We start from the raw sequence: 18,886 nt of genomic DNA on the forward strand, positions 1-18,886 counted from the left end.
CCATTATGCCGACCGCCATACAATCGTCGTTTACGAATGAAGAGATCGTCAACCTAACGGGGCAGTTCCGGCTGACGGCCGAAGCGTCGCCGGACCGCGCCCACTCCATACCTTCGGCGCTTCTGCTTGAAGATGAATCGTGCACCGCCTACATCGACCGGACGTCGGAGCTGTTCGGAGCGCCGCCCCGGCTCGTCGCGGGGTCGCTGTTTGCGAAACGGTACAGCTTTTTGACCGTTATCCCCGCCCTGTATGCCATGACGATGTATGACAAAGGAATGGACGTATCGGCCGGCAACGGGCATGTCGAGTCTTCGCTTCGCGACAACGGCACATGGCTGCCGAAGCTGCGCTTAACCGATTGGCGCGTTATCACGCCGACCGACGCGGACCGCCGCGCGTTCCGCGACGAGGTGATCCGGACCATATTTGCGGAGAACATCTCCAAGGTGTGGCGAACGGTCTCCCGCACGGCCAAAACGTCCGCCGCGACTTTGTGGGAAAATACGGCGGTCAACGTCTATTGGCTGTACGAGAAAAAAATAAGCGAAGGAGCGAGTCCAAGCCAGCTTGCCCGCATTCGGGACGATTATGCGTATTTGCTTACGGCGCCGGCGGCGTTGTTCGGCGAAAAAACAAACCCGCTGGCCAAATTCGACTCGCCCAAGCGGCCGGTTCCCGATAGCGGGCAGCCGATCCGCATCCGCCGAACGTGCTGCCTCTATTATCGGACGTCCGATGAGCCGTCCTATTGCTCGGTTTGTCCGAAGAACAATCATGCCGAAGCAACTTAATAGTCCTTAACCAAAGATGAACCGTATCGGCTCGCGAAACGCCCTGCGCCGGCCGGTTCCTGCCGCCTATTTGGACGTTCCGCGCGATTTCGAGTACAATCAGTTGTAACGGATTATGGATAGAGAAGGAGAGGAGCCTTAATTCATGTACAAACTGATTGCGATCGACATCGACGACACGCTGCTGGACGATAGCCTGACCGTTACGGAAGGGACCAAACAAGCGATGGAGGAAGCGATCCGGCAAGGCGTAACCGTCACCCTCGCAACCGGCCGCATGTTTGCGTCGGCGCAAAAAATCGCCCGCCAAATCGAGCTGAACGTGCCCATCATCACGTATCAAGGCGCGCTCGTCAAAACGCTGCTCGACGGCAAGGCGCTGTACGAACGGTTCGTGCCGGCAGACGCCGCGAGGGAGCTGTTCGCGTTCACCGAGGAACGCGGCTTGCATCTGCAGCTCTATGCGGACGATATTCTGTATACGAAAGAAGACAACGACAAAATCCGGAAATACTCGAAGCTGACCAACATTCCGTATGTGGTGGAGCCTGATTACGAAAAGCTGGTGGAGCAGCCGACGCCCAAAATGCTCATCATCGACGATCCCGATTATTTGGACCGGCTCATTCCCGAACTGAAGGCGTTGATCGGCGACCGCACCCATATTACGAAATCGAAGCCGCATTACTTGGAAATCATGCATAAGGAAGGCACCAAAGGACACGCGCTTCGCTTCCTGGCTTCGCATATCGGCTGCACGATGGAGCAAACGATCGCCATCGGCGACGCCTGGAACGATCACGAAATGATCGAATCCGCCGGCCTTGGCGTGGCGATGGGCAACGCAATTCCCGCGCTCAAGGAAATCGCCGATTATGTGACGCGGACCAACAACGAAGAAGGCGTCCGGCATGTGATCGAGAAATTCATATTGCAGCGCGCATAAGACGCTCCCAACCCCCTAAATCCCCCTTGTCGTAAGGGGGACCCCAAGGGGCGTAGCTCCTGAAGGCCACCCCAAAAGAAATAACGAACATTGCGACAGAGCTGCAGAGAACATCATCCGTGCAAGGAGCGCTTCTGTCCCTGCGGGACACGCTGCAAGTTAGTCCATTCGAACAAAAAAAGCCATCGCGACGATACGCTTAACGGCGTTTCGTCGCGATGGTTTTTTGGCGTGTATTGCGTTACGTCTATTTCGTTATAGCTTTTTTTGAGCGTACCGCTCTTATCCTACAAATCCGCAAGCACCTGGTACCATACGCCTTTCTTCGAATAAAGCTCGCTCCGCACCTTGTCCCAGCCGCCCAAATACGAGATGTCGAACAATCCGGACGGAACCTCGTATTTGCCCGCCACTTCTTGCGCCACCCGCTCGTTGACCGGGCGGAAGCCGTAATCGGCGAATATGCGCTGCGCCTCTTCGGTTTGCAAGTACGCGACGAACGCCTCCGCCACCTCGCGCGTTCCGTGCTCGTCGGCGTTGCGGTCGACGACCGCGGCCGGATTCTCGATCAAGATCGTCGAGCTCGGCACGACAATGTCGTAATCGACGCCTTGCTTGATCCGGGCAAGCAGCTCGTTCTCGTACGTGACGATGACGTCGCCTACGCCGAATTCAAACGCAGCCATCGAAGCGCGCCCGCTTTTGTCCAGCGATTCCACGTTCGCGTGAACGGCTTTCAGGAAGCTTTTGGCGTAAGCCGGATCCTTCCGGCCCGTCTCGGCTTCCGACTTCTTCAATCCGGCTCCGTACATGGCGTTAATGTCCCATTGGGCGCCGCCCGACGTCTTCGGGTTCGGATACAGTACCTTAACCCCTTTGCGGGTCAAATCCTCCCAATCGCGGATTTGCAGCGGATTGCCGGGGCGCGTCCCCATCACGACGATGGAGCGCGTAATCATGCCGCCTCCGGCCCCGCTTTTCCAATCGTGGGTAATGAGACCGGCATCGGCGATTTTGTCGACGTCGCCTTCCATCGCCAGCATCGTTACATCGGCCTCGAAACCGCCTACGATGGCTCTCGCCTGCGTTCCCGAAGCTTCGTACGATTCCTGGAAAACGACCGTTTGTCCCGTCTTCTCCAGCCAATACCGCTGAAAGGCGGGCAGCAGCTCCTTAAACGCGTCCTTTACGACGGAATACGCTCCGATTACAAGCGTTACATCGCCGCTTTGCGCGGTAGATCCGGAAGGTTGTTCTTCATCCGCCCGTCCGCCTGCGGAGCAGCCTGCCGCAACGAGCAGCAGCGCGGCAAGCAGCAGAGCGAACGCCTTCCGGCTTGTAAATCGAACTCGCGACACTTTTGTGCACCTACCTCCGGGTGAAAATCGGAATCATCGTTTAAATATAAATCGGCATCGGGTCGACCTTCAGCCGGTTTTCGGCAATCCAGCTTTTCTCGTCGTTAAACAGATAAGCCCGGTGCAGCAAGATGCTGACCCGCTCGTTCGGGTGAAGCACTTCGCTTTCCAGCGGGCGGTACGTCACGAGCTTCACGCCGTCCGCTTCCAGCTCCACCAGCCATTCGCTGCCGCGGAAGTGGACATGCTTCACAATACCGTCCATCGCGGCCGACGCGAGCCGAATCTCGCCGGGCTTGCCTACCTCGATATATTCCGGCCGGACAAGCGCCTTCGTCCCGTTGCCCGCCGCATCCTCGAAGCCTTTCAGGCCGGCGACGTCCTCGACGATCGTCGATTCGCCGATAAAGCTCGCCACGAAAGGCGTCTGCGGATTTTTGTAAATATCCCAAGGCGTTCCCTTCTGCTCTAGCCTTCCTTTATTGATAATCATAATTTCGTCGGCGACTTCGATCGCTTCGTCCTGGTCGTGCGTAACGAAGATCGACGTAATGCCGACGCGCTCGATCATTTCCTTCAGCCATGTGCGAAGCTCCGTCCGGATTTTGGCGTCGATGGCGGCGAACGGCTCATCCAGCAGCAGCAGCTGCGGCTCCGGCGCCAGCGCTCTCGCGAATGCGACCCGCTGCCGCTGTCCGCCGGACAGCTGGTGGGCGTAGCGGTGCTCGAAGCCTTTGAGGCCCGTCAGCTCGACCAGCGACATGACCCGCTCGCGGATCCGCTCTTTGGATTGCTTCTTCACCTTTAAGCCGAAAGCGATATTATCGTAAACGGTCATATGCTTGAACAAAGCATAGTTCTGAAATACGAAGCCGATTCCTCTCTCCTGCGGCGGCAAATCGTTCACCCGCTGTCCATGGAACAATATATCGCCCGAGGACGGCGTCTCAAGGCCCGCAAGCATGCGGAGGATCGACGTTTTGCCGCCGCCGCTCGGTCCCAGCAAGCCGATCAGATGGCCTTTTTCGATCTGAAAGCTTACATTTTGCACCGCATGGAAATCGCCAAAGCTTTTATTTAAATTCCGGACCTCGATATGCATCGCTTAGTGCACTTCCTTTCGTTTTTTCGCCCATTCCATCAGCAGCAGCAAACCGATCGAAAACGCCGCAAGCACAAGCGCCACGACATTTGCCGCAACGAGGTTGAAATTTTCTACGTCCTGATACACAAGCGTCGTAGCCGTCTGCGTCTTGTTGATGATGTTGCCCGACACGACCAGAACGGCTCCGAACTCGCCGAGCGAGCGGGCCACGGTAAGGACGACGCCGTAGATGACGCCCCACCGGATCGAAGGCCAGGTTACCTTCCAGAACGTATACCACGGGTAGGCGCCAAGCATCGATGCCGCTTCCTCCTGCTGGGTGCCGATCTCCTGAAGCACCGGCATCACCTCGCGCACCATAAGCGGGAACGTCACGAACAGCGTGGCCAGAATTATGCCCGGCAGCGCGTACACGACGGATACGCCCGCCCTCTCCAGCAGCGCCCCGGCCGCCGTATCCGGACCCAATATAAGAACGATCATCAACCCGCCGATAACGGGCGATACGGCATAAGGCAAATCGACGATGCTGTTCAGCAGCCTTTTCCAACGTTCGCCAAGCCAAGGCGCCCGAACGAGATAAATCGCCAGCATCACGCCGAACAGCGTATTGATAATCGTAACGATCACAACGATAATGCCGGTCATCATTAAAGCGTGCAGCGCTTCGGGCCGGGTTAAGCCGTCGATAAAACCGGACCACCCTTCCGACCATGCGCTGGTAAATATTCTGAGCAGCGGAATAATAAGCAAAACGGCAAAAACAAAGTAAGTAGCCAAAATTAACGGTTTTCTCATCGGCCCAGCCTCCTCGCTTGAACGAGGTTGATGAACCAAAGAATAACGAACGAGAGCGTAAGCAGCAGCACGGATACGGCGGCAGCCCCTTGCGGGTTGTCGCTTTCGATCTCGCCGAAAATATAAACGGAAGCGATCAGCGTTTTGCCCGGAATATTGCCGGCTACGAGCACGACCGCGCCGAATTCGGCAAGCGCCCGGGAGAACGCCAGCATCGCGCCGCTTACGATTCCCGGCAGCATCGACGGAAGCACGATCCGGACGAACGTCCGGGCTTTCGACGCGCCCAGCGTATAAGCGGCCTCTTCCTCCGATTTGTCCAATTCCTCCAACAGCGGCTGAACCGCGCGAATGACAAACGGGAACGTGACGAATACCATCGCAATGACGATCGCAGGCTCGTGAAATACGATTTCAAGTCCCATCTGGCCGAATAGGCTGCGCGGGCCAAGCAACAGCAATATCATTAAGCCGCCGACGGCCGTCGGCAGCGCAAACGGCAAATCGACGAGGCTGTTCAGCAGGCTGCGTCCCGGAAACCGGTAACGGATTAGCACCCAGCCGACCATCGTGCCGAGCGCCATATTAATGAGCGTCGAAATCAGAGCAAGCTTGATCGTAAGCAGCACCGCTTTCCAAGCGAGCGGATCGGACACGCTCTCCCAGAAAGGGACGAACCCCTGCGAGAAGGATTGGGTATAAATTCCGATAATGGGAAATACGATAAGGACGATAAAATACAACAGTACCGCGCTGCGAAAGCCGAAACTCCATCCTCGGCCCCGAAACATAGCATTCACTTGTGACTTAACCTCCAAACCGTCGGCTCGAGCCGTAGGCATGCCCTCAACGTCGAATAAGATAATTCCTATTAGGATACTAGGTATTTCAAATTTAACAGAAAAAGGAGCATGGCGTCAATGCTTTTTTACCAATTCTTATTGGCGATAGCAGCAACCTTTAACCGCGGCCGACCATTCTCGAAGAGCTTCGGCGAAAAAATCTTTCTCAAATTTTCTGATGGAGCATATAGCGGTTGCTTATATATAGATGTTTATTCAGAAATGGGCGAATGGTTCGCAATGAGATGCCGATCTGCGGATTCGTGAACGAGATATTTGACCAAAATAAAACCGCCTTTACGAAAAGGCGGTAAATTGAACTGGCGTATCCGTTGAATAACGGACTCGCCAAAGATTTATTTTGTTATTGTCTGACGCGACCCGGCAAATTGATGCTCATGTTGGCGAAGTCAAATGCGGCGGAATTGTCGTCTTCATAAACGGGGAAGGGATCCTAAAGTTTCCAATTCTACACCTCTTCCCGGTTTTGGGGCTTTAGGTAAACAATCCGCCTAAACGATCATCGGCTGGAGGCGGAGCGCCCAAATGTCTTGCCATCCATACGATTTGACCTTTGTGATGAAATTCGTGTGTCTCTACATGAGTTAACAGTCTTCACATCGTATTCCCATATCAAAAATACCATTTACTCCCCTTCAATGAAATACAGGCTTTCGCCTTGGGCGATAACCGCCTGCCCCTGGGTCAAGTCGGTGATCCAAGCGATAAAGTCATCCGCCTCCGGCTCCTCGGGCAAGCACCTCACCGTTACCCGATCGGTAAAATCGGTTCCGCCAACACGAACGGCGCGCCCGTGCAGCTCGTTCTCCAGCTTGCCGTACCACGTATAATCGACCTCGACGAACACTTCCCGATGAAGCACGCGAACGATTTCTCCGGCCGCTTCGATGCCTGCGACAGCCCCGTCCGTGTAGGCCCGAACAAGTCCGCCGGCGCCGAGCATAATACCTCCGAAGTAACGGGTAACGACGACGGCGACGTTTTTGAGCCCTTTGTTCTTGATCACTTCAAGTATCGGTTTGCCGGCCGTGCCGCTCGGCTCCCCGTCGTCCGAAGACTTCTGGAACTGATCGCGTTCCCCGACCATATAAGCGGAGCAATTGTGAGTGGCGGTCCGATGCTGGCGTTTGATTTCCTCGATGAATGCAATCGCCTCCTCCTCGCTCTCGACAGGCTTTGCATGGCCGATAAAACGCGATTTTTTAATGACGATTTCCTGAACGCCCTCCTGCCGGATTGTCCGGTAACGAGTCAGGCTCATAGCTTTCCCCTCCTTTCCCATATAACAAAAAAACGGCGCGGAAGCCGGAAGCAGCCGAAGCCGCTCCTTCTCCCGCGCCGCGCTTGATTCGCCAAGCGGCGCTTACAGCCGCGCTTCCAGCTCGGCTTTTTCTTTCTCGTAGCCCGGTTTGCCAAGAAGCGCAAACATGTTTTTCTTGTACGCTTCCACGCCCGGTTGGTCGAACGGGTTAACGCCCGACAGGTAACCGCTGACGCCGCAAGCTTTCTCGAAGAAGTATACGAGATAGCCGAACGTGTAAGGCGTCATGTCTGCGATGTTCACGATCAGGTTCGGTACTTGACCGTCCGTATGCGCAAGCAGCGTGCCTTGGAACGCTTTTTTGTTGACGAAGTCCATCGTCTTGCCCGTCAGGAAGTTCAAGCCGTCCAGGTTGTCCTCGTCATGGCCGATCGTAATGTGCTCCGCCACTTCGTTTACTTGGATAACCGTCTCGAAAATGTTGCGGTTGCCTTCCTGGATGAATTGACCCATCGAGTGAAGGTCCGTCGAGAAGTCAACGGATGCCGGATAGATGCCTTTGTAATCCTTGCCTTCGCTTTCGCCGTACAGCTGCTTCCACCATTCCGACACGTAGTGCAGGTTCGGCTCGTAGTTGACGAGAATTTCCGTTACTTTGCCCTTGCGGTACAAAGCGTTGCGGACAGCCGCATATTGGTAAGCTTCGTTTTCCGCCAGGTTCGGGTTGCTGTATTCCTTGGAAGCGTCGGCAGCGCCTTTCATCATCGCTTCGATGTCGATGCCGGCAGTCGCGATCGGCAGAAGGCCTACTGCGGTCAGCACCGAATAACGGCCGCCTACGTCGTCAGGAATGACAAACGATTCGTAGCCTTCTTCGGTCGCGAGTTTTTTCAGGGCGCCTTTCGCCTTGTCCGTCGTGGCGTAAATGCGTTTGCGAGCTTCTTCCTTGCCGTATTTCTTTTCCAGTTCTTCGCGGAAAATGCGGAAAGCGATAGCCGGCTCGGTCGTCGTGCCGGATTTGGAGATGACGTTGATCGACCAGTCGCGGCCTTCCAGCAGCTGAAGCAGGTGCGTTACGTAAGTGGAGCTGATGTTGTTGCCGGCGAACAGCACTTGAGGCGTCTTGCGCTGCTCCTTCGGCAGCATGTTGTAGAACGAATGCGACAGCATTTCGATCGCGGCGCGCGCGCCGAGGTACGAACCGCCGATACCGATTACGACCAGCACGTCGGAGTCGCCTTGGATTTTTTTGGCGGCTTGTTGAATGCGCGCAAATTCCTCTTTATCGTAGTTAACCGGAAGGTCGATCCATCCGAGGAAGTCCGATCCGGCTCCCGTTCCGTTATGTAGTTGCTCGTGGGCAAGCTTAACCGGCTGAGCCAGGTTGTCGATTTCATGTTGACCAACAAAGGCAAGCGCTTTGCTGTAGTCGAATTTTACCGTTTTACTCATTGCTTAATTGACCTCCTACAGGCTTGAATTAAAAAAACAATACGTCCGCTGATTGCGCGCTGCAATTAAGAATAGCGAATTTGACTTATAAAAACAAGTTTTTAAGCCATGAAAAATCAATGAAGAAACTTTATAATAAGGATAAAGTTCCTTTATACCGGAACGATAAAATCGATGCCGCCGCAGCAAAAAACCGGATATTACGCGGATGTAATCGTTTCCCAATAACGCTGCGCATCCAGCTTCTGCATCCGAAAGGATGACGGCAAGGAGGAAAAAATGATGAAAAAAATCGGATTTATCGGGCTTGGCGTCATGGGTTACGGCATGGCCGCCAATCTCATTCGCAAAGGTTACGGCGTCACCGTCTACAACCGGACTCCGGGCAAAGCCGAAGGGCTGCTGGAGCTCGGAGCGAAAGAAGCTGGCTCGGCGGCCGAAGCCGGAGCCGAAGCCGACGTGATCCTAACGATGATCAGCAACGACGACGCGATCCGCGAAGTCTACTTCGGCGAGCAGGGGGTCCTCGAAGCGGTCCGCCCGGGCGTCGTCGTCATCGACAGCAGCACCATCTCGCCGTCCTTGGCTCGGGAACTGGCGAACAAGGTGGAGCAGCGCGGCGGGAAGTTTCTCGATGCGCCGGTTACCGGCAGCAAACCGGCCGCCGATGCCGGCACGCTCGTTTTTATGGTCGGCGGCGAGTCCGAAACGCTGAAGCAAGTTGAGGACGTTCTTTCGGCGATGGGCACCAAAATCATCCCGATGGGCTTGAACGGTACCGGAGCGGTTGCAAAGCTTGCCCACAACACGATTGTCGGCATCAATATTGCCGCGTTATCCGAAGGGCTGGCGATCGCGACGAGCGGCGGCCTCGACGGCAGCGCATTTCTTGAGCTCGTCAAAGCCGGCAGCGCCGGCAGCAAACAGGCGGAGCTGAAGGGAGACAAGCTGCTGCAAGGCGATTACGACGTGCAGTTTTCGCTGGCGCTTATGCTGAAGGATTTGAAGCTTTCTTCGGTGCTGTCCGATCAGATGAACGTGCCGACCCCGATGCTCGAAGCGGCCAAAAGCCTGTTCGTCATCGGCGAAACGATGGGGCTGTCCGGCCTCGATATGTGCAGTGTCGCCCAAGCGTACGAGCAATGGACGGGCCGCAAGTTCAGCGAAAGCGTCAACGCGGCCAAAAAGTAGCCGGCCGGTACGGCCTTTACAACTGCCGGAAGCTCTTTTATAATGGCAATTGAATTTCATACGCACGTCTGGGAGGAGCCTGTCAAAGACGGGCTCCTCCTGTTGTTTTTCAACTATGCCGCAAACTTCAGGGGGAGCTATGGAACCGCAAGCTTATTATGCAATCGTTATTTTCCTCGTGGTATACGCCCTTATTATCTCGGAAAAAATCCACCGGACGATTCTCGCCATGCTGGGCGGCGTCGTCATGGTGGCGTTCGGCATCGTCGACCAGGAAACCGCGCTGCACCACGTCGACTTCAATACGCTGGGCCTGCTGATCGGCATGATGATCATCGTCAGCGTTACGGCCGATACCGGACTGTTCAAATTCGTCGCCGTCTGGGCCGCCAAACGCGCCAAAGGCGAACCGGTGCGCATTCTCGTCGCCTTGACCTGCATTACCGCGATCGGATCGGCTTTTCTGGACAACGTGACGACCGTCCTGCTCATCGTGCCGGTTACGTTCAGCATTACGCGCCAGCTGGGCGTGACGCCGATTCCGTATTTGCTGGCGGAAATTATGGCGTCCAATATCGGGGGGACGGCCACCTTGATCGGCGACCCGCCGAACATTATGATCGGCAGCGCCGTCGAAGAGCTGACCTTTATGGCGTTCATCGAAAATTTGACGCCGGTCGTTCTCATCGTGCTGTTAACGCATATCCCGCTGTTTGTCCTGCTGTTCCGCAAACGGCTCCATACCACGGAGGAACGCAAAGCGGGCATTATGCGGATGGAAACGGCAGGACTTATCACCGACCGCAAGCTGATGAAGCTGTGCCTTGCGATTACGGGGCTGACGATACTCGGCTTTTTCCTGCACCAAGCGCTTCATATCGAATCGGCGACGGTGGCGCTCGCCGGCGCCTTCGTCCTGCTGCTTTTTGCGGGCGAGCATCGGATGGAGCAAGCGCTCACCCGCGTGGAATGGACGACGATTTTCTTTTTTGTCGGGCTGTTCGTGCTGGTGTCCGGCCTGGAGGAGACGGGCGTCATCGCCGAGCTTGCCTCGAGGGCGGTGGAGTGGACCGGCGGCGATCCGGTGGCGGCTTCGATGCTTATTCTGTGGCTTAGCGCTATCGCTTCCTCTTTCCTGGACAATATCCCGTTTGTCGCGACGATGATTCCGATGATCCAGGAAATGGGCCGGATGGGCGTAACGGATCTGGAGCCGTTATGGTGGAGCCTTGCGCTCGGCGCTTGCTTGGGCGGCAACGGCACGCTGATCGGCGCCAGCGCCAACCTGGTCGTCGCGGGCCTGGCCGGCAAGGAAGGATACCCGATCCGGTTCGTTCCGTACTTGAAAATCGGGTTCCCGCTCATGCTTTTGTCCATTGCGATATGCAGCGTTTATATTTATTTGCGTTATTTGCTGTAGCCTACCGGTACGCGCCGCAAAACCGAAAAAGCGCTCCATGTCTCGTCTTCCGACGGGTATGGAGCGCTTGTTCCGTTTATGGGCTGTTCAGATCAGGTCGGTCAGCAATCGGGCCGCCAGCTGCCCGACCCGGTCCTTATGTTGCCTGATCGTCGTCAATCTTGGATTGCTGAAACGGCAGGCGTCAATGTCGTCGCAGCCTCGAAATGGTCTTACTTTTCATCCGACGGCTTCAGTATGGGAGAGCGCCGATGCCGCGTCGCCTGCTCGAACGCATAGGCCAGCCGCAGCAGCGTCGGCTCGCTGTACGCTTTGCCGATAAAGGTCATCCCTTGAGGCCCTTTCGTATTGTACCCGCCCGGATCGAGGAGGCCCTCTTCCGCATAACCTCCCGGGACCGTAATCGACGGATAACCCGCCCGAGCGGCCACGTCGTTCAAATCCTCGTCGCCGAGTATAAGCAAGGCGTCAAGCCGATGCGCATCGATCGCATAATCGATACCTTGAGCACGGGCCATCTCCCGGTTGAGCGCTTTACTCGCCAAATATTCGGGTTCCGTCAACGTTCCGCTTGTCTCTTCCGCCCACAGCAGCACATCCTGCCCGTAGCGAAGCGCCCGCTCCGCATTCGCTTCATTGTAGGCGATCAGCTCTTTCAAGCTCCGAACCGGCTGATCTTCGCCGAGGCCGGCAAGGTAATCGTTTAACCCCTTTTTGAACTCGTAGCGCATCACGTTCGCATCCCATTCCGTCCGTTCGCAAGGAAGCTCCACCGGGTCTTCGAGGATCGCGCCTTCCTTCCGAAGGACTTCTATGGCCGCTTCCGCCACGGCAAGCCGATGGGTTTCCAGCTTTCCATAATAATAGCGGGGAATGCCGATACGAGCCCCCCGCAAGCCATCCCGCCGCAAAAAAACAGTGTAATCCGCATGCTTGCGAACGTCGGCGCTGGCGGTCATCGCGTCCCGCTCGTCGGATCCTGCGATAACGCCGAGCATAACGGCCGCGTCCGTCACCGTTCTTGTCATCGGACCCGCCGTATCCTGGGTTATGCTGATCGGAATGATGCCCGATCTGCTGACCAGACCGACCGTCGGCTTCAAGCCGACAATGTTGTTCTGGCTGGCAGGGCTAATAATGGAGCCGCTCGTCTCCGTTCCGACCGCGGCCGCCGCCAGATGAGCCGCCACGGCGGCAGCCGACCCCGAGCTGGAGCCGCCGACGAACAGCTCGCCCGGACCGTGCGGATTGAGCACCAATCCGCCGCGCGAGCTGTAGCCCGCCCACATCGTAGACGACATGAAGTTCGCCCATTCCGTCATATTCGTTTTGCCGAGGAATACGGCGCCGGCCGCTCTTAGCCGCGCAGCGACCCCGGAATCCCGCTCCGCATGCCAATTCGCCAGAGCAATCGACCCGGCGCTCGTATGCATCCGGTCCGCCGTGCCGATATTATCCTTGAGCAAGACCGGAATGCCGTGCAGCGGTCCGCGGCTCCCTGCCGTTAGGCGTTCACGGTCAAGCTCTCTCGCGAGCTCGAGCGCGTCCGGATTTAGCTCCAAGATCGAGTTTAACAATCGGTCGTAACGTTCAATCCGGTCCAAATACCATTGCACGAGCTTCTCCGAATTGAGCTCCCCGTTCTCCATCGCCGACTGCAAGTCTAATAGGCTTGCTTCCAAAAGCCATTTTTCGATTACGGAGTCAGTCATCCGTTTCTCCTTCCCGCCGTCCAAGCCCCGGCATCAAAAAGTACCCTCGTTTCTATTTTTGCGGAATTAGCCCGACAACCCGGCCTCCTTCACCTTGGCGACCGCCTCGGCCCGGTCGGAAACTTGAAGCTTGTTGAATATATTCGTCATGTAATTGGAGACGGTCTTCGGGCTTAACATGAGACGCTTTGAAATTTCGGCATTGGAAATCCCTTCGACGACCAGACCAAGCACCTCTCTTTCCCGATAAGTCAGCTCGGTGAACGAATCCAGGCGATGCGTCGGTCTCGTAACGAAATCGATCATGCGGGCCGCGACGTCGCCGCTGAAGATGGCTTCGCCGGAAGCAACGGCCCAGATGGCCCGAATGATATCGTCCCTGTCCGAATCCTTTAGAATATATCCTCGCGCGCCCGCTTTCATGGCCGTAATGACCGAGGCGTCGTCCTTGAACATCGAGCAGATCAGAATACCGATTTGCGGTTCGGCCGACCGAATTTGCGCGGTGGCCTCAATCCCGTTCAGTCCGGGCATGCGTATATCCATCACCACGATATCGGGCTTCAGCTCAAGGGCCAAACGCACCGCGTCCTCTCCCGTTGCCGCTTCGCCTACGACCGTCAGGCCCTCGGCGTTCTCCAGAATGCTTCGAACCCCCTCCCGAAACATCGGATGGTCGTCGGCAAGCAAAATACGCAGCATTTTAAACCTCCTTCCCTTTAACGATTCCCGCTCGCAGCGGCAGCGCCGCGGATACATGCGTCCCGCCCGCTTCGGCGCTCTCAATCGTACAGCGGCCTCCCAACTCTTCGGCCCGTTCCCGAAGGGAGAACAAGCCGAGCCCGCCTTCCTGCTGCGCCGGGCTTGCGCCAAGTCCGACTCCGTTATCGACAATGTCGATCTTCATCATGCCGTCACCCTCCATGAGGACGATCCGGACTAAACAAAAGCTCGCCCGCGCATGTTTTACGACATTGAGCATCGCTTCCGTCACGATCCGGTAAGCGCCTACCTCGACCGCGGCCGGCAGCGGGGGCAGCTGCTCCGGCAGATCCAGCTCCACCCGAAGCGGCTCGGCCGCCGCGATATCCTTCACCCGCTGCAGCTGCAGAAGCTGTTCGACGCGCTGTCCGATTGCTCCGCTTAGTCCAAGCTCATCCAGCGCCTGCGGTCTTAAATCGTAAACGATCCCTCTTATTTCGTTTACGGTTTCCCCGATGTCTTGCTTGAACTTGTTCATAATGTCGATGGCTTTATTCGGATCCTTCCGTATCCAATCGACGACCAGATCGGAGGTCAGACGCATAGCCGCCAATCGCGGCGCAATATCGTCGTGAAGATTTTTGCGGATCGACCTTCGCTCCTCTTCCCTTGCAAAAATAAGCTGCTCCCGCATCTCCTGCAAATCGCCCAGCAGCATCCGGATGTCCATCGCTTGCTTTACGCCTTGCACAACAACCCCCGCTTGGCGCGCGAGGATGTTCAGCAGCTTCCAGTCCGCATCGCTAAAGCTTTCCTCCGGACCGCGCGTGCATACGAGCAAGGAGCCGAGCTCTTGCCCGCCGGCGACCAGCGGAAGCTGCGATACTTTGCCGCCTGCCTCGAATCCGGCCGAAGCCATGCGCTGCGCTTCGCCTTGATGCGTCACGTGAATGGCGGCATAAGGAAGGCGAAGCGAGTCCTTTACGGTTCGGACAACGAGATCCAGTACGGCCTCCGGAGACGAAGGCTCCTTCAGCCGGTTCCCGAGCTTTTCCAGAACGGAGAAGGGATCGGTCTGAACCCCGTAGACGAGCCGGTTCACGCCGCGCTGCAGCTTCTCCTTCAATGGGGCAAACACGACGGCCACAATTCCCGCGCCGATCAGCGAGGAGATCATGCCCGGGTCCGAACGGAAAAGATAAGAAAGGTACCAAACGGTCAAAGAATACGTCGCTACGACGGCTGCGCTGAGGCAGCCGTACAGGAGCGTCCGGTTGACGATCGGATCGATATCCCACAGCCGTTTTCTCAGCATCGAGATGCCAAGCGTAACCGGGATCGGCAGCATGACGAGGAGGACGGCGACATCCAGCGCCAGCATCGCCTCGGGTGAGGCCGTTTCATAAAAATGACGGTCATACAGCAAAGGAGCGGCCGATACGGCAAGCAGCCCCGTTATCGACAAGCTTAGACCGAACACGACCCATTTGGTCTGCTGCTTCTCCTCCACTTCGGCATATACGCGATAACGGATCCATTGATTCCAAATAATCGTGCCGTACAACAGGAGCATCCACAGCAGCGTCAGCCAGATCGGCCACTGGGCGGCCCCCCATGGCCGGTCCGGAAAGTACCAAGCGATGCTTCTGGCTGCGGCCAGCGCAACCGCAAACCAAAACATCGGTTTGACGACGATTTTCCCGTTCGGGAACAGCGTTAGAAAAAGGACAAAGGACAAGGTCGACAAGTCGCTCATAAAGCTGGCCGCCCACCCCAGCTGCGCCCATTGAAGCTCGATAAAGCCCGAAGTATGAAAGGAAATCAGCGCGATTGCGGCAATCCAGGACAACGGCTCCTTCGGTCTTTTGCGCAATATGACGGCCGCGGTCAAAAAATAGACGGCGAAATCGGCCAAACTAATGGCCGTATAAAGCCCGGCAAAACCGCCGTTCGAAAGTCCCAGCCGGAAAACGGCGTCCGCGGGAAGCGGAGTCAAGGCGCTGAATTCGCATCGGCTTTGCAGGCAGACGTCTCTTAAGTAGACGTAGTATGAAGGGATTTTCCAAAGAAACAGCACGATGTACGCCGCGCATAACACGAAAGCGCCCCAACGCAAAGCGGACCGCCCCCTTAATGGGCGGCGGCCGTCCGGCGGATCGCGCAGCAGCGAATTGATTTTCGATATGACCATGAATCTCACCTTTTTGCAGTCTGCTTATCGTTGAATCGAATACGGGTTGCTTAATGACGAGCCGGGCGCCAGCTGCCGCAGCACGACAACGCCGTAGACGAGACCGTATACAATGGCCGCCGCCCCGCCGGCTATCCCCCAGCTGCCCGGATAGTCCGGCAGAGTAATCGAAGCGGCTCCCATGTATAGATAGGCAAGCGCTTGAACAATCCCCAGCGTGCGGGCTCCGGCGCGCGAGGTGGCCGTCAAATACCCGGCATAAAGAAGCGATAAGCCAAGCGCGGTGCCTTCTCCCCAGCGAAACTGCATTTGCGCATCGCCGATTTGCCCGGCGACCCCTTGGATCATGAAAGGAAGCAGTCCCAGAAGCGCGATTCCGCTCATGATTAGTAACGGCCGGTTGATCGTTTTAGGTTCGCGGGGGCGGAGCATCTCAAGCCGTTTCGGATACGCGGCAAACAAAACGGCGAGCACTGCGGCAAATAAAATAAAAACGAAAAACGATTGCTTGGCCAGCGCCGGATCCGTCAGCAGCAGCGTGCCGAGGAAAATAAGATGCCCGACGAAATAGAAATGAAGCAGCAGCGGGTTGTCAAGCGGAGACCGCAGCATGGCCAGCAGGCTAAAGCTGAATAAAATGCCGATCAACGCGCCATGAGACGCGGCATGAAATCTCAATTCCTCCGGGAGCGGCGTCGAGGCCATAAACGAACGAATCCATGGCTCCAGCCCTTCGGACAACCCCTGCAGCATGATAAGCCCTGCAGCCGCAAAGACAACGGCAAAAAAACGAAATACGATCCCTGCCAAAATCCGTGTACCTCTTGTTTCGTTTTTCATTGTAACGCCTCCGTTTTATGATTTGACTATTATGCATTCAGCTTACCAGAGACGTTTTCCCGGTTTGCAGAGAGCGCATCCCGGTTCAATAGGAAAAACGGCCGGGATTTGTCGGGACAAGCGAATATGCGATCATGCAGGTAACGCGGCAAAGCGAAAGCGGAAGTATTGCCGCGTCAGTCCGTCATCAACTTGCCGGCAAGCTGCATCCGCGAATGAACGCCGAGCTTCGCATAAATCGCTTTTAAATGCTTCTTAACCGTGACCTCGGAGATGAACAGCCTGCTGGCGGCATCGCTGTTGGAAAAGCCGGCCAGCACAAGCTCCGCTACCTCCTTCTCGCGCTTCGTCAGCAGGCTCATGAGGGCTTCTTTCCGCTTGGCGGCCCCGTCGGCGTTCCCGGTTTTCACGTCTGCGCTCCCGCCGGGCTGCCACCTGAGCCCCGCTTGTTGAAACAAACTTTCCAAAAAGCCGCGAAGCCGGTCTCCCCTCGTATCGAGCACATAGGTCGGCGTTGCCGTCTTGCCGTCGTAATTGAAGTGATACGCATGCTCTGCCGTACAAAAGCCAAAACCCGGGTATGCATTGCGGCTAATCCCCGACGGGTAAGGGGAGCATACGACGATGCCGCCGGAGCACAAATAGGCGTAAATCAAATCGATGGCCTCCTTGCGCATATCCGGGTCCAGCACGTCCTCGAAGTCCATTACCCGCATGAACCAGCCCGCCGGCCGTTCCCGCGGCGCATGGAGCGACGCTTTATCCTCCGGCTTCAATCCCGCCAAATAGGGCCCGCATATCGGTTCCTTTTCCATATATTCGACGGTCCCCTCATGAAACGGGATAAATACGGCGATGCCGCACGCGCGGCCGTCTTGATCCCTCAGCAGCTTGATCGAATCCTTATCCAGCTCAAACAACCGCCGTACGTCTACGAGAGCGACGTTCCAGCGAATCTCTTCCGCCGAATACTCGATCCGAAACGACGCCCCGGTTTCCGGATCGACGCCGGCGCCCGAGATGCTTTCCGTCCAATGCTGGCGGCAATGAATATAAGCGGCCGCTTCGGAAAGCGTCGTCTCCGTTACCGGCTCCCAGTAGAAAGAGCTTTGCGACGGCTCCGCCGACAACGCGCGCAGCACGTCCGCGCCGACATAGCGGAACAGCTCGCCGACCTCCCATCCCGTTTGTCTCCGGCCGCTTGCGGCCCATACCGCATCGGCGTAGTAGCCGGCGCCGCGCTCGCACAGCCGCTTGTACCGGTTGGGCAAGCGCAGCTTGAGCCTGGCGCTCGTCGTCTCCCGCATCAAATCGTGAAGCCGCCAGCCCCGATCCGACCGGTGAACGAAAGAAAGCGATGTCAACCGGTCGAATACGTCCGGCGCTACCTCCTCTTCCATCACGAAGGACAACATCTCCTGATTGAAATGCCGAAGCACGGAAGCGGCTTCCACGACATTGCGCAGCTCCTGGTCGGGGACCTCCCTCATCCACAACGAGGCCGCCTGTTCGAACCAGTCGGCCCCGGCCGTCAACGGTTCCCCTGCCATATAGGCTTGCGCGGCGGCCGCGAGAGACATGGCGAGCGGATGCCCTTTGGTCAGCCGCCAGATCCGCTCGGCCGCTTCTTCTCCGCCGGAGCCTAAACGCGTCAAATATTCCCCGCACTCCGATTTGTTCAAATGCCGAAGCGGCAGCTGCACGAGCTTCTCCCGCCAGGCGGGAGACGACGTCCATACGCCTTGCAGCGGATGGCGGCCGGCAGTCAGCGCAATCGTCCGTTCCGGAAGAAAAGCGAACAACCGCTCGCGCAGCCAATTTTCCATATCCGCCATCTCCTCGAACGTATCGAAGGCCACGACTACTGGCGAGATCTTCGCAAGCCGTCCTATCGCCTCAAGCCATCCATTCAAGCCCAAGCCGCCTGTGGCATCGGCCGCTGCCAAAGATCCAAGCTGTTCGCGGGTCTGACGCAGAAGCGCCTCCGCAATCCCTTGCTCCGTATGAACAAAATCCCGGCTGTCCAGCAGCAGGAAATGCGCCCCCGCGAGTTGCGCTTCATTCCGGAATACCCGAAGCAGCGTGCTTTTTCCGACGCCTCCGGTGCCATAGACATGCACGGCGCGCATCCGGCCGTCCAGTCCGCCGGCTTCATCCAGCAGGCAGCGAAACCGCCGCAGCTCCTCGTCCCGGCCGACAACGAAATACCGCTCCCGTTCATCGATTGGGCTATAAATTTGACCCATACTTTTA

16 protein-coding genes and 1 pseudogene are annotated in these 18,886 nt (G+C 56.9%); 4 read left to right on the forward strand and 13 right to left on the reverse strand.

What is annotated here, in order from left to right:
• Window positions 1-5 precede the first annotated feature (5 nt).
• Window positions 6-794, forward strand: a complete 789-nt coding sequence (locus ACFSW5_RS11140) for an IucA/IucC family C-terminal-domain containing protein (RefSeq protein ID WP_379272739.1) — start codon at window positions 6-8, stop codon at window positions 792-794.
• A gap of 145 nt (window positions 795-939) precedes the next feature.
• Window positions 940-1,740: a Cof-type HAD-IIB family hydrolase gene (locus ACFSW5_RS11145; protein WP_379272741.1), complete on the forward strand. Its 801-nt coding sequence runs from the start codon at window positions 940-942 to the stop codon at window positions 1,738-1,740.
• A 287-nt stretch (window positions 1,741-2,027) separates the two neighbouring features.
• Here the strand turns inward: ACFSW5_RS11145 and ACFSW5_RS11150 are convergent, their stop codons facing one another.
• From ACFSW5_RS11150 to ACFSW5_RS11180, 7 genes and pseudogenes are all read right to left on the reverse strand, one after another.
• Window positions 2,028-3,098 carry a sulfate ABC transporter substrate-binding protein gene (locus tag ACFSW5_RS11150; RefSeq protein ID WP_379272743.1) on the reverse strand — a complete coding sequence of 357 codons (1,071 nt, stop codon included), beginning with the start codon at window positions 3,096-3,098 and terminating at the stop codon, window positions 2,028-2,030.
• A 40-nt stretch (window positions 3,099-3,138) separates the two neighbouring features.
• Window positions 3,139-4,200, reverse strand: coding sequence for a sulfate/molybdate ABC transporter ATP-binding protein (locus ACFSW5_RS11155; protein ID WP_379272745.1), 1,062 nt, complete (start codon window positions 4,198-4,200; stop codon window positions 3,139-3,141).
• A gap of 3 nt (window positions 4,201-4,203) precedes the next feature.
• Complete coding sequence (locus ACFSW5_RS11160; RefSeq protein WP_379272747.1) at window positions 4,204-5,001, reverse strand: sulfate ABC transporter permease subunit; 798 nt, start codon at window positions 4,999-5,001, stop codon at window positions 4,204-4,206.
• Window positions 4,998-5,792, reverse strand: a complete 795-nt coding sequence (gene cysT, locus ACFSW5_RS11165) for a sulfate ABC transporter permease subunit CysT (RefSeq protein WP_379272882.1) — start codon at window positions 5,790-5,792, stop codon at window positions 4,998-5,000. Before cysT ends, ACFSW5_RS11160 begins: the two co-directional genes overlap by 4 nt.
• A gap of 546 nt (window positions 5,793-6,338) precedes the next feature.
• Window positions 6,339-6,455 (reverse strand): annotated as a pseudogene (locus ACFSW5_RS11170) (DinB family protein); the annotation flags it as partial.
• 34 nt (window positions 6,456-6,489) lie between these two features.
• Window positions 6,490-7,125: a YigZ family protein gene (locus tag ACFSW5_RS11175; RefSeq protein WP_379272749.1), complete on the reverse strand. Its 636-nt coding sequence runs from the start codon at window positions 7,123-7,125 to the stop codon at window positions 6,490-6,492.
• Between the two features lie 102 nt (window positions 7,126-7,227).
• Window positions 7,228-8,577: a glucose-6-phosphate isomerase gene (locus ACFSW5_RS11180; protein ID WP_379272752.1), complete on the reverse strand. Its 1,350-nt coding sequence runs from the start codon at window positions 8,575-8,577 to the stop codon at window positions 7,228-7,230.
• Window positions 8,578-8,859: 282 nt separating this feature from the next.
• Here ACFSW5_RS11180 and ACFSW5_RS11185 point away from each other — a divergent pair, with 282 nt between their 5' ends.
• Together ACFSW5_RS11185 and ACFSW5_RS11190 are read left to right on the forward strand one after the other, a co-directional pair.
• Window positions 8,860-9,768, forward strand: a complete 909-nt coding sequence (locus ACFSW5_RS11185; RefSeq protein ID WP_379272754.1) for an NAD(P)-dependent oxidoreductase — start codon at window positions 8,860-8,862, stop codon at window positions 9,766-9,768.
• Window positions 9,769-9,907: 139 nt separating this feature from the next.
• Window positions 9,908-11,188, forward strand: a complete 1,281-nt coding sequence (locus ACFSW5_RS11190) for an ArsB/NhaD family transporter (RefSeq protein WP_379272757.1) — start codon at window positions 9,908-9,910, stop codon at window positions 11,186-11,188.
• An 87-nt stretch (window positions 11,189-11,275) separates the two neighbouring features.
• On the opposite strand, the gene ACFSW5_RS11195 is transcribed toward ACFSW5_RS11190, so the two are convergent.
• The 6 genes from ACFSW5_RS11195 to ACFSW5_RS11220 form a co-directional block, all read right to left on the reverse strand.
• Window positions 11,276-11,377 (reverse strand): hypothetical protein, encoded by a 102-nt coding sequence (locus ACFSW5_RS11195; RefSeq protein WP_379272884.1) that lies wholly within the window; start codon window positions 11,375-11,377, stop codon window positions 11,276-11,278.
• 23 nt (window positions 11,378-11,400) lie between these two features.
• Window positions 11,401-12,900 carry an amidase family protein gene (locus ACFSW5_RS11200; protein ID WP_379272758.1) on the reverse strand — a complete coding sequence of 500 codons (1,500 nt, stop codon included), beginning with the start codon at window positions 12,898-12,900 and terminating at the stop codon, window positions 11,401-11,403.
• A 66-nt stretch (window positions 12,901-12,966) separates the two neighbouring features.
• On the reverse strand, window positions 12,967-13,602 hold the full coding sequence (locus ACFSW5_RS11205) for a response regulator (RefSeq protein ID WP_379272761.1): 636 nt from the start codon (window positions 13,600-13,602) through the stop codon (window positions 12,967-12,969).
• A gap of 1 nt (window position 13,603) precedes the next feature.
• The gene (locus tag ACFSW5_RS11210; protein WP_379272764.1) at window positions 13,604-15,793 is read right to left on the reverse strand and encodes a sensor histidine kinase; all 2,190 of its coding nucleotides are present in this window, start codon (window positions 15,791-15,793) and stop codon (window positions 13,604-13,606) included.
• A gap of 24 nt (window positions 15,794-15,817) precedes the next feature.
• Window positions 15,818-16,633, reverse strand: coding sequence for a hypothetical protein (locus ACFSW5_RS11215; protein WP_379272767.1), 816 nt, complete (start codon window positions 16,631-16,633; stop codon window positions 15,818-15,820).
• 176 nt (window positions 16,634-16,809) lie between these two features.
• Window positions 16,810-18,879, reverse strand: coding sequence for a helix-turn-helix transcriptional regulator (locus tag ACFSW5_RS11220; RefSeq protein WP_379272769.1), 2,070 nt, complete (start codon window positions 18,877-18,879; stop codon window positions 16,810-16,812).
• Window positions 18,880-18,886: the final 7 nt, after the last annotated feature.

Source organism: Paenibacillus thailandensis (assembly GCF_042685365.1).
GTDB classification, from domain to species: domain Bacteria; phylum Bacillota; class Bacilli; order Paenibacillales; family Paenibacillaceae; genus Paenibacillus_AP; species Paenibacillus_AP thailandensis.

Coding starts and splice junctions, on each gene's coding strand:
- ACFSW5_RS11140 (WP_379272739.1), top strand. CDS start 6: ATGCCGACCGCCATACAATCGTCGTTTACGAATGAAGAGATCGTCAAC.
- ACFSW5_RS11145 (WP_379272741.1), top strand. CDS start 940: ATGTACAAACTGATTGCGATCGACATCGACGACACGCTGCTGGACGAT.
- ACFSW5_RS11155 (WP_379272745.1), bottom strand. CDS start 4,200: ATGCATATCGAGGTCCGGAATTTAAATAAAAGCTTTGGCGATTTCCAT.
- ACFSW5_RS11160 (WP_379272747.1), bottom strand. CDS start 5,001: ATGAGAAAACCGTTAATTTTGGCTACTTACTTTGTTTTTGCCGTTTTG.
- cysT (WP_379272882.1), bottom strand. CDS start 5,792: ATGTTTCGGGGCCGAGGATGGAGTTTCGGCTTTCGCAGCGCGGTACTG.
- ACFSW5_RS11175 (WP_379272749.1), bottom strand. CDS start 7,125: ATGAGCCTGACTCGTTACCGGACAATCCGGCAGGAGGGCGTTCAGGAA.
- ACFSW5_RS11180 (WP_379272752.1), bottom strand. CDS start 8,577: ATGAGTAAAACGGTAAAATTCGACTACAGCAAAGCGCTTGCCTTTGTT.
- ACFSW5_RS11185 (WP_379272754.1), top strand. CDS start 8,860: ATGAAAAAAATCGGATTTATCGGGCTTGGCGTCATGGGTTACGGCATG.
- ACFSW5_RS11190 (WP_379272757.1), top strand. CDS start 9,908: ATGGAACCGCAAGCTTATTATGCAATCGTTATTTTCCTCGTGGTATAC.
- ACFSW5_RS11200 (WP_379272758.1), bottom strand. CDS start 12,900: ATGACTGACTCCGTAATCGAAAAATGGCTTTTGGAAGCAAGCCTATTA.
- ACFSW5_RS11205 (WP_379272761.1), bottom strand. CDS start 13,602: ATGCTGCGTATTTTGCTTGCCGACGACCATCCGATGTTTCGGGAGGGG.
- ACFSW5_RS11210 (WP_379272764.1), bottom strand. CDS start 15,793: ATGGTCATATCGAAAATCAATTCGCTGCTGCGCGATCCGCCGGACGGC.
- ACFSW5_RS11215 (WP_379272767.1), bottom strand. CDS start 16,633: ATGAAAAACGAAACAAGAGGTACACGGATTTTGGCAGGGATCGTATTT.
- ACFSW5_RS11220 (WP_379272769.1), bottom strand. CDS start 18,879: ATGGGTCAAATTTATAGCCCAATCGATGAACGGGAGCGGTATTTCGTT.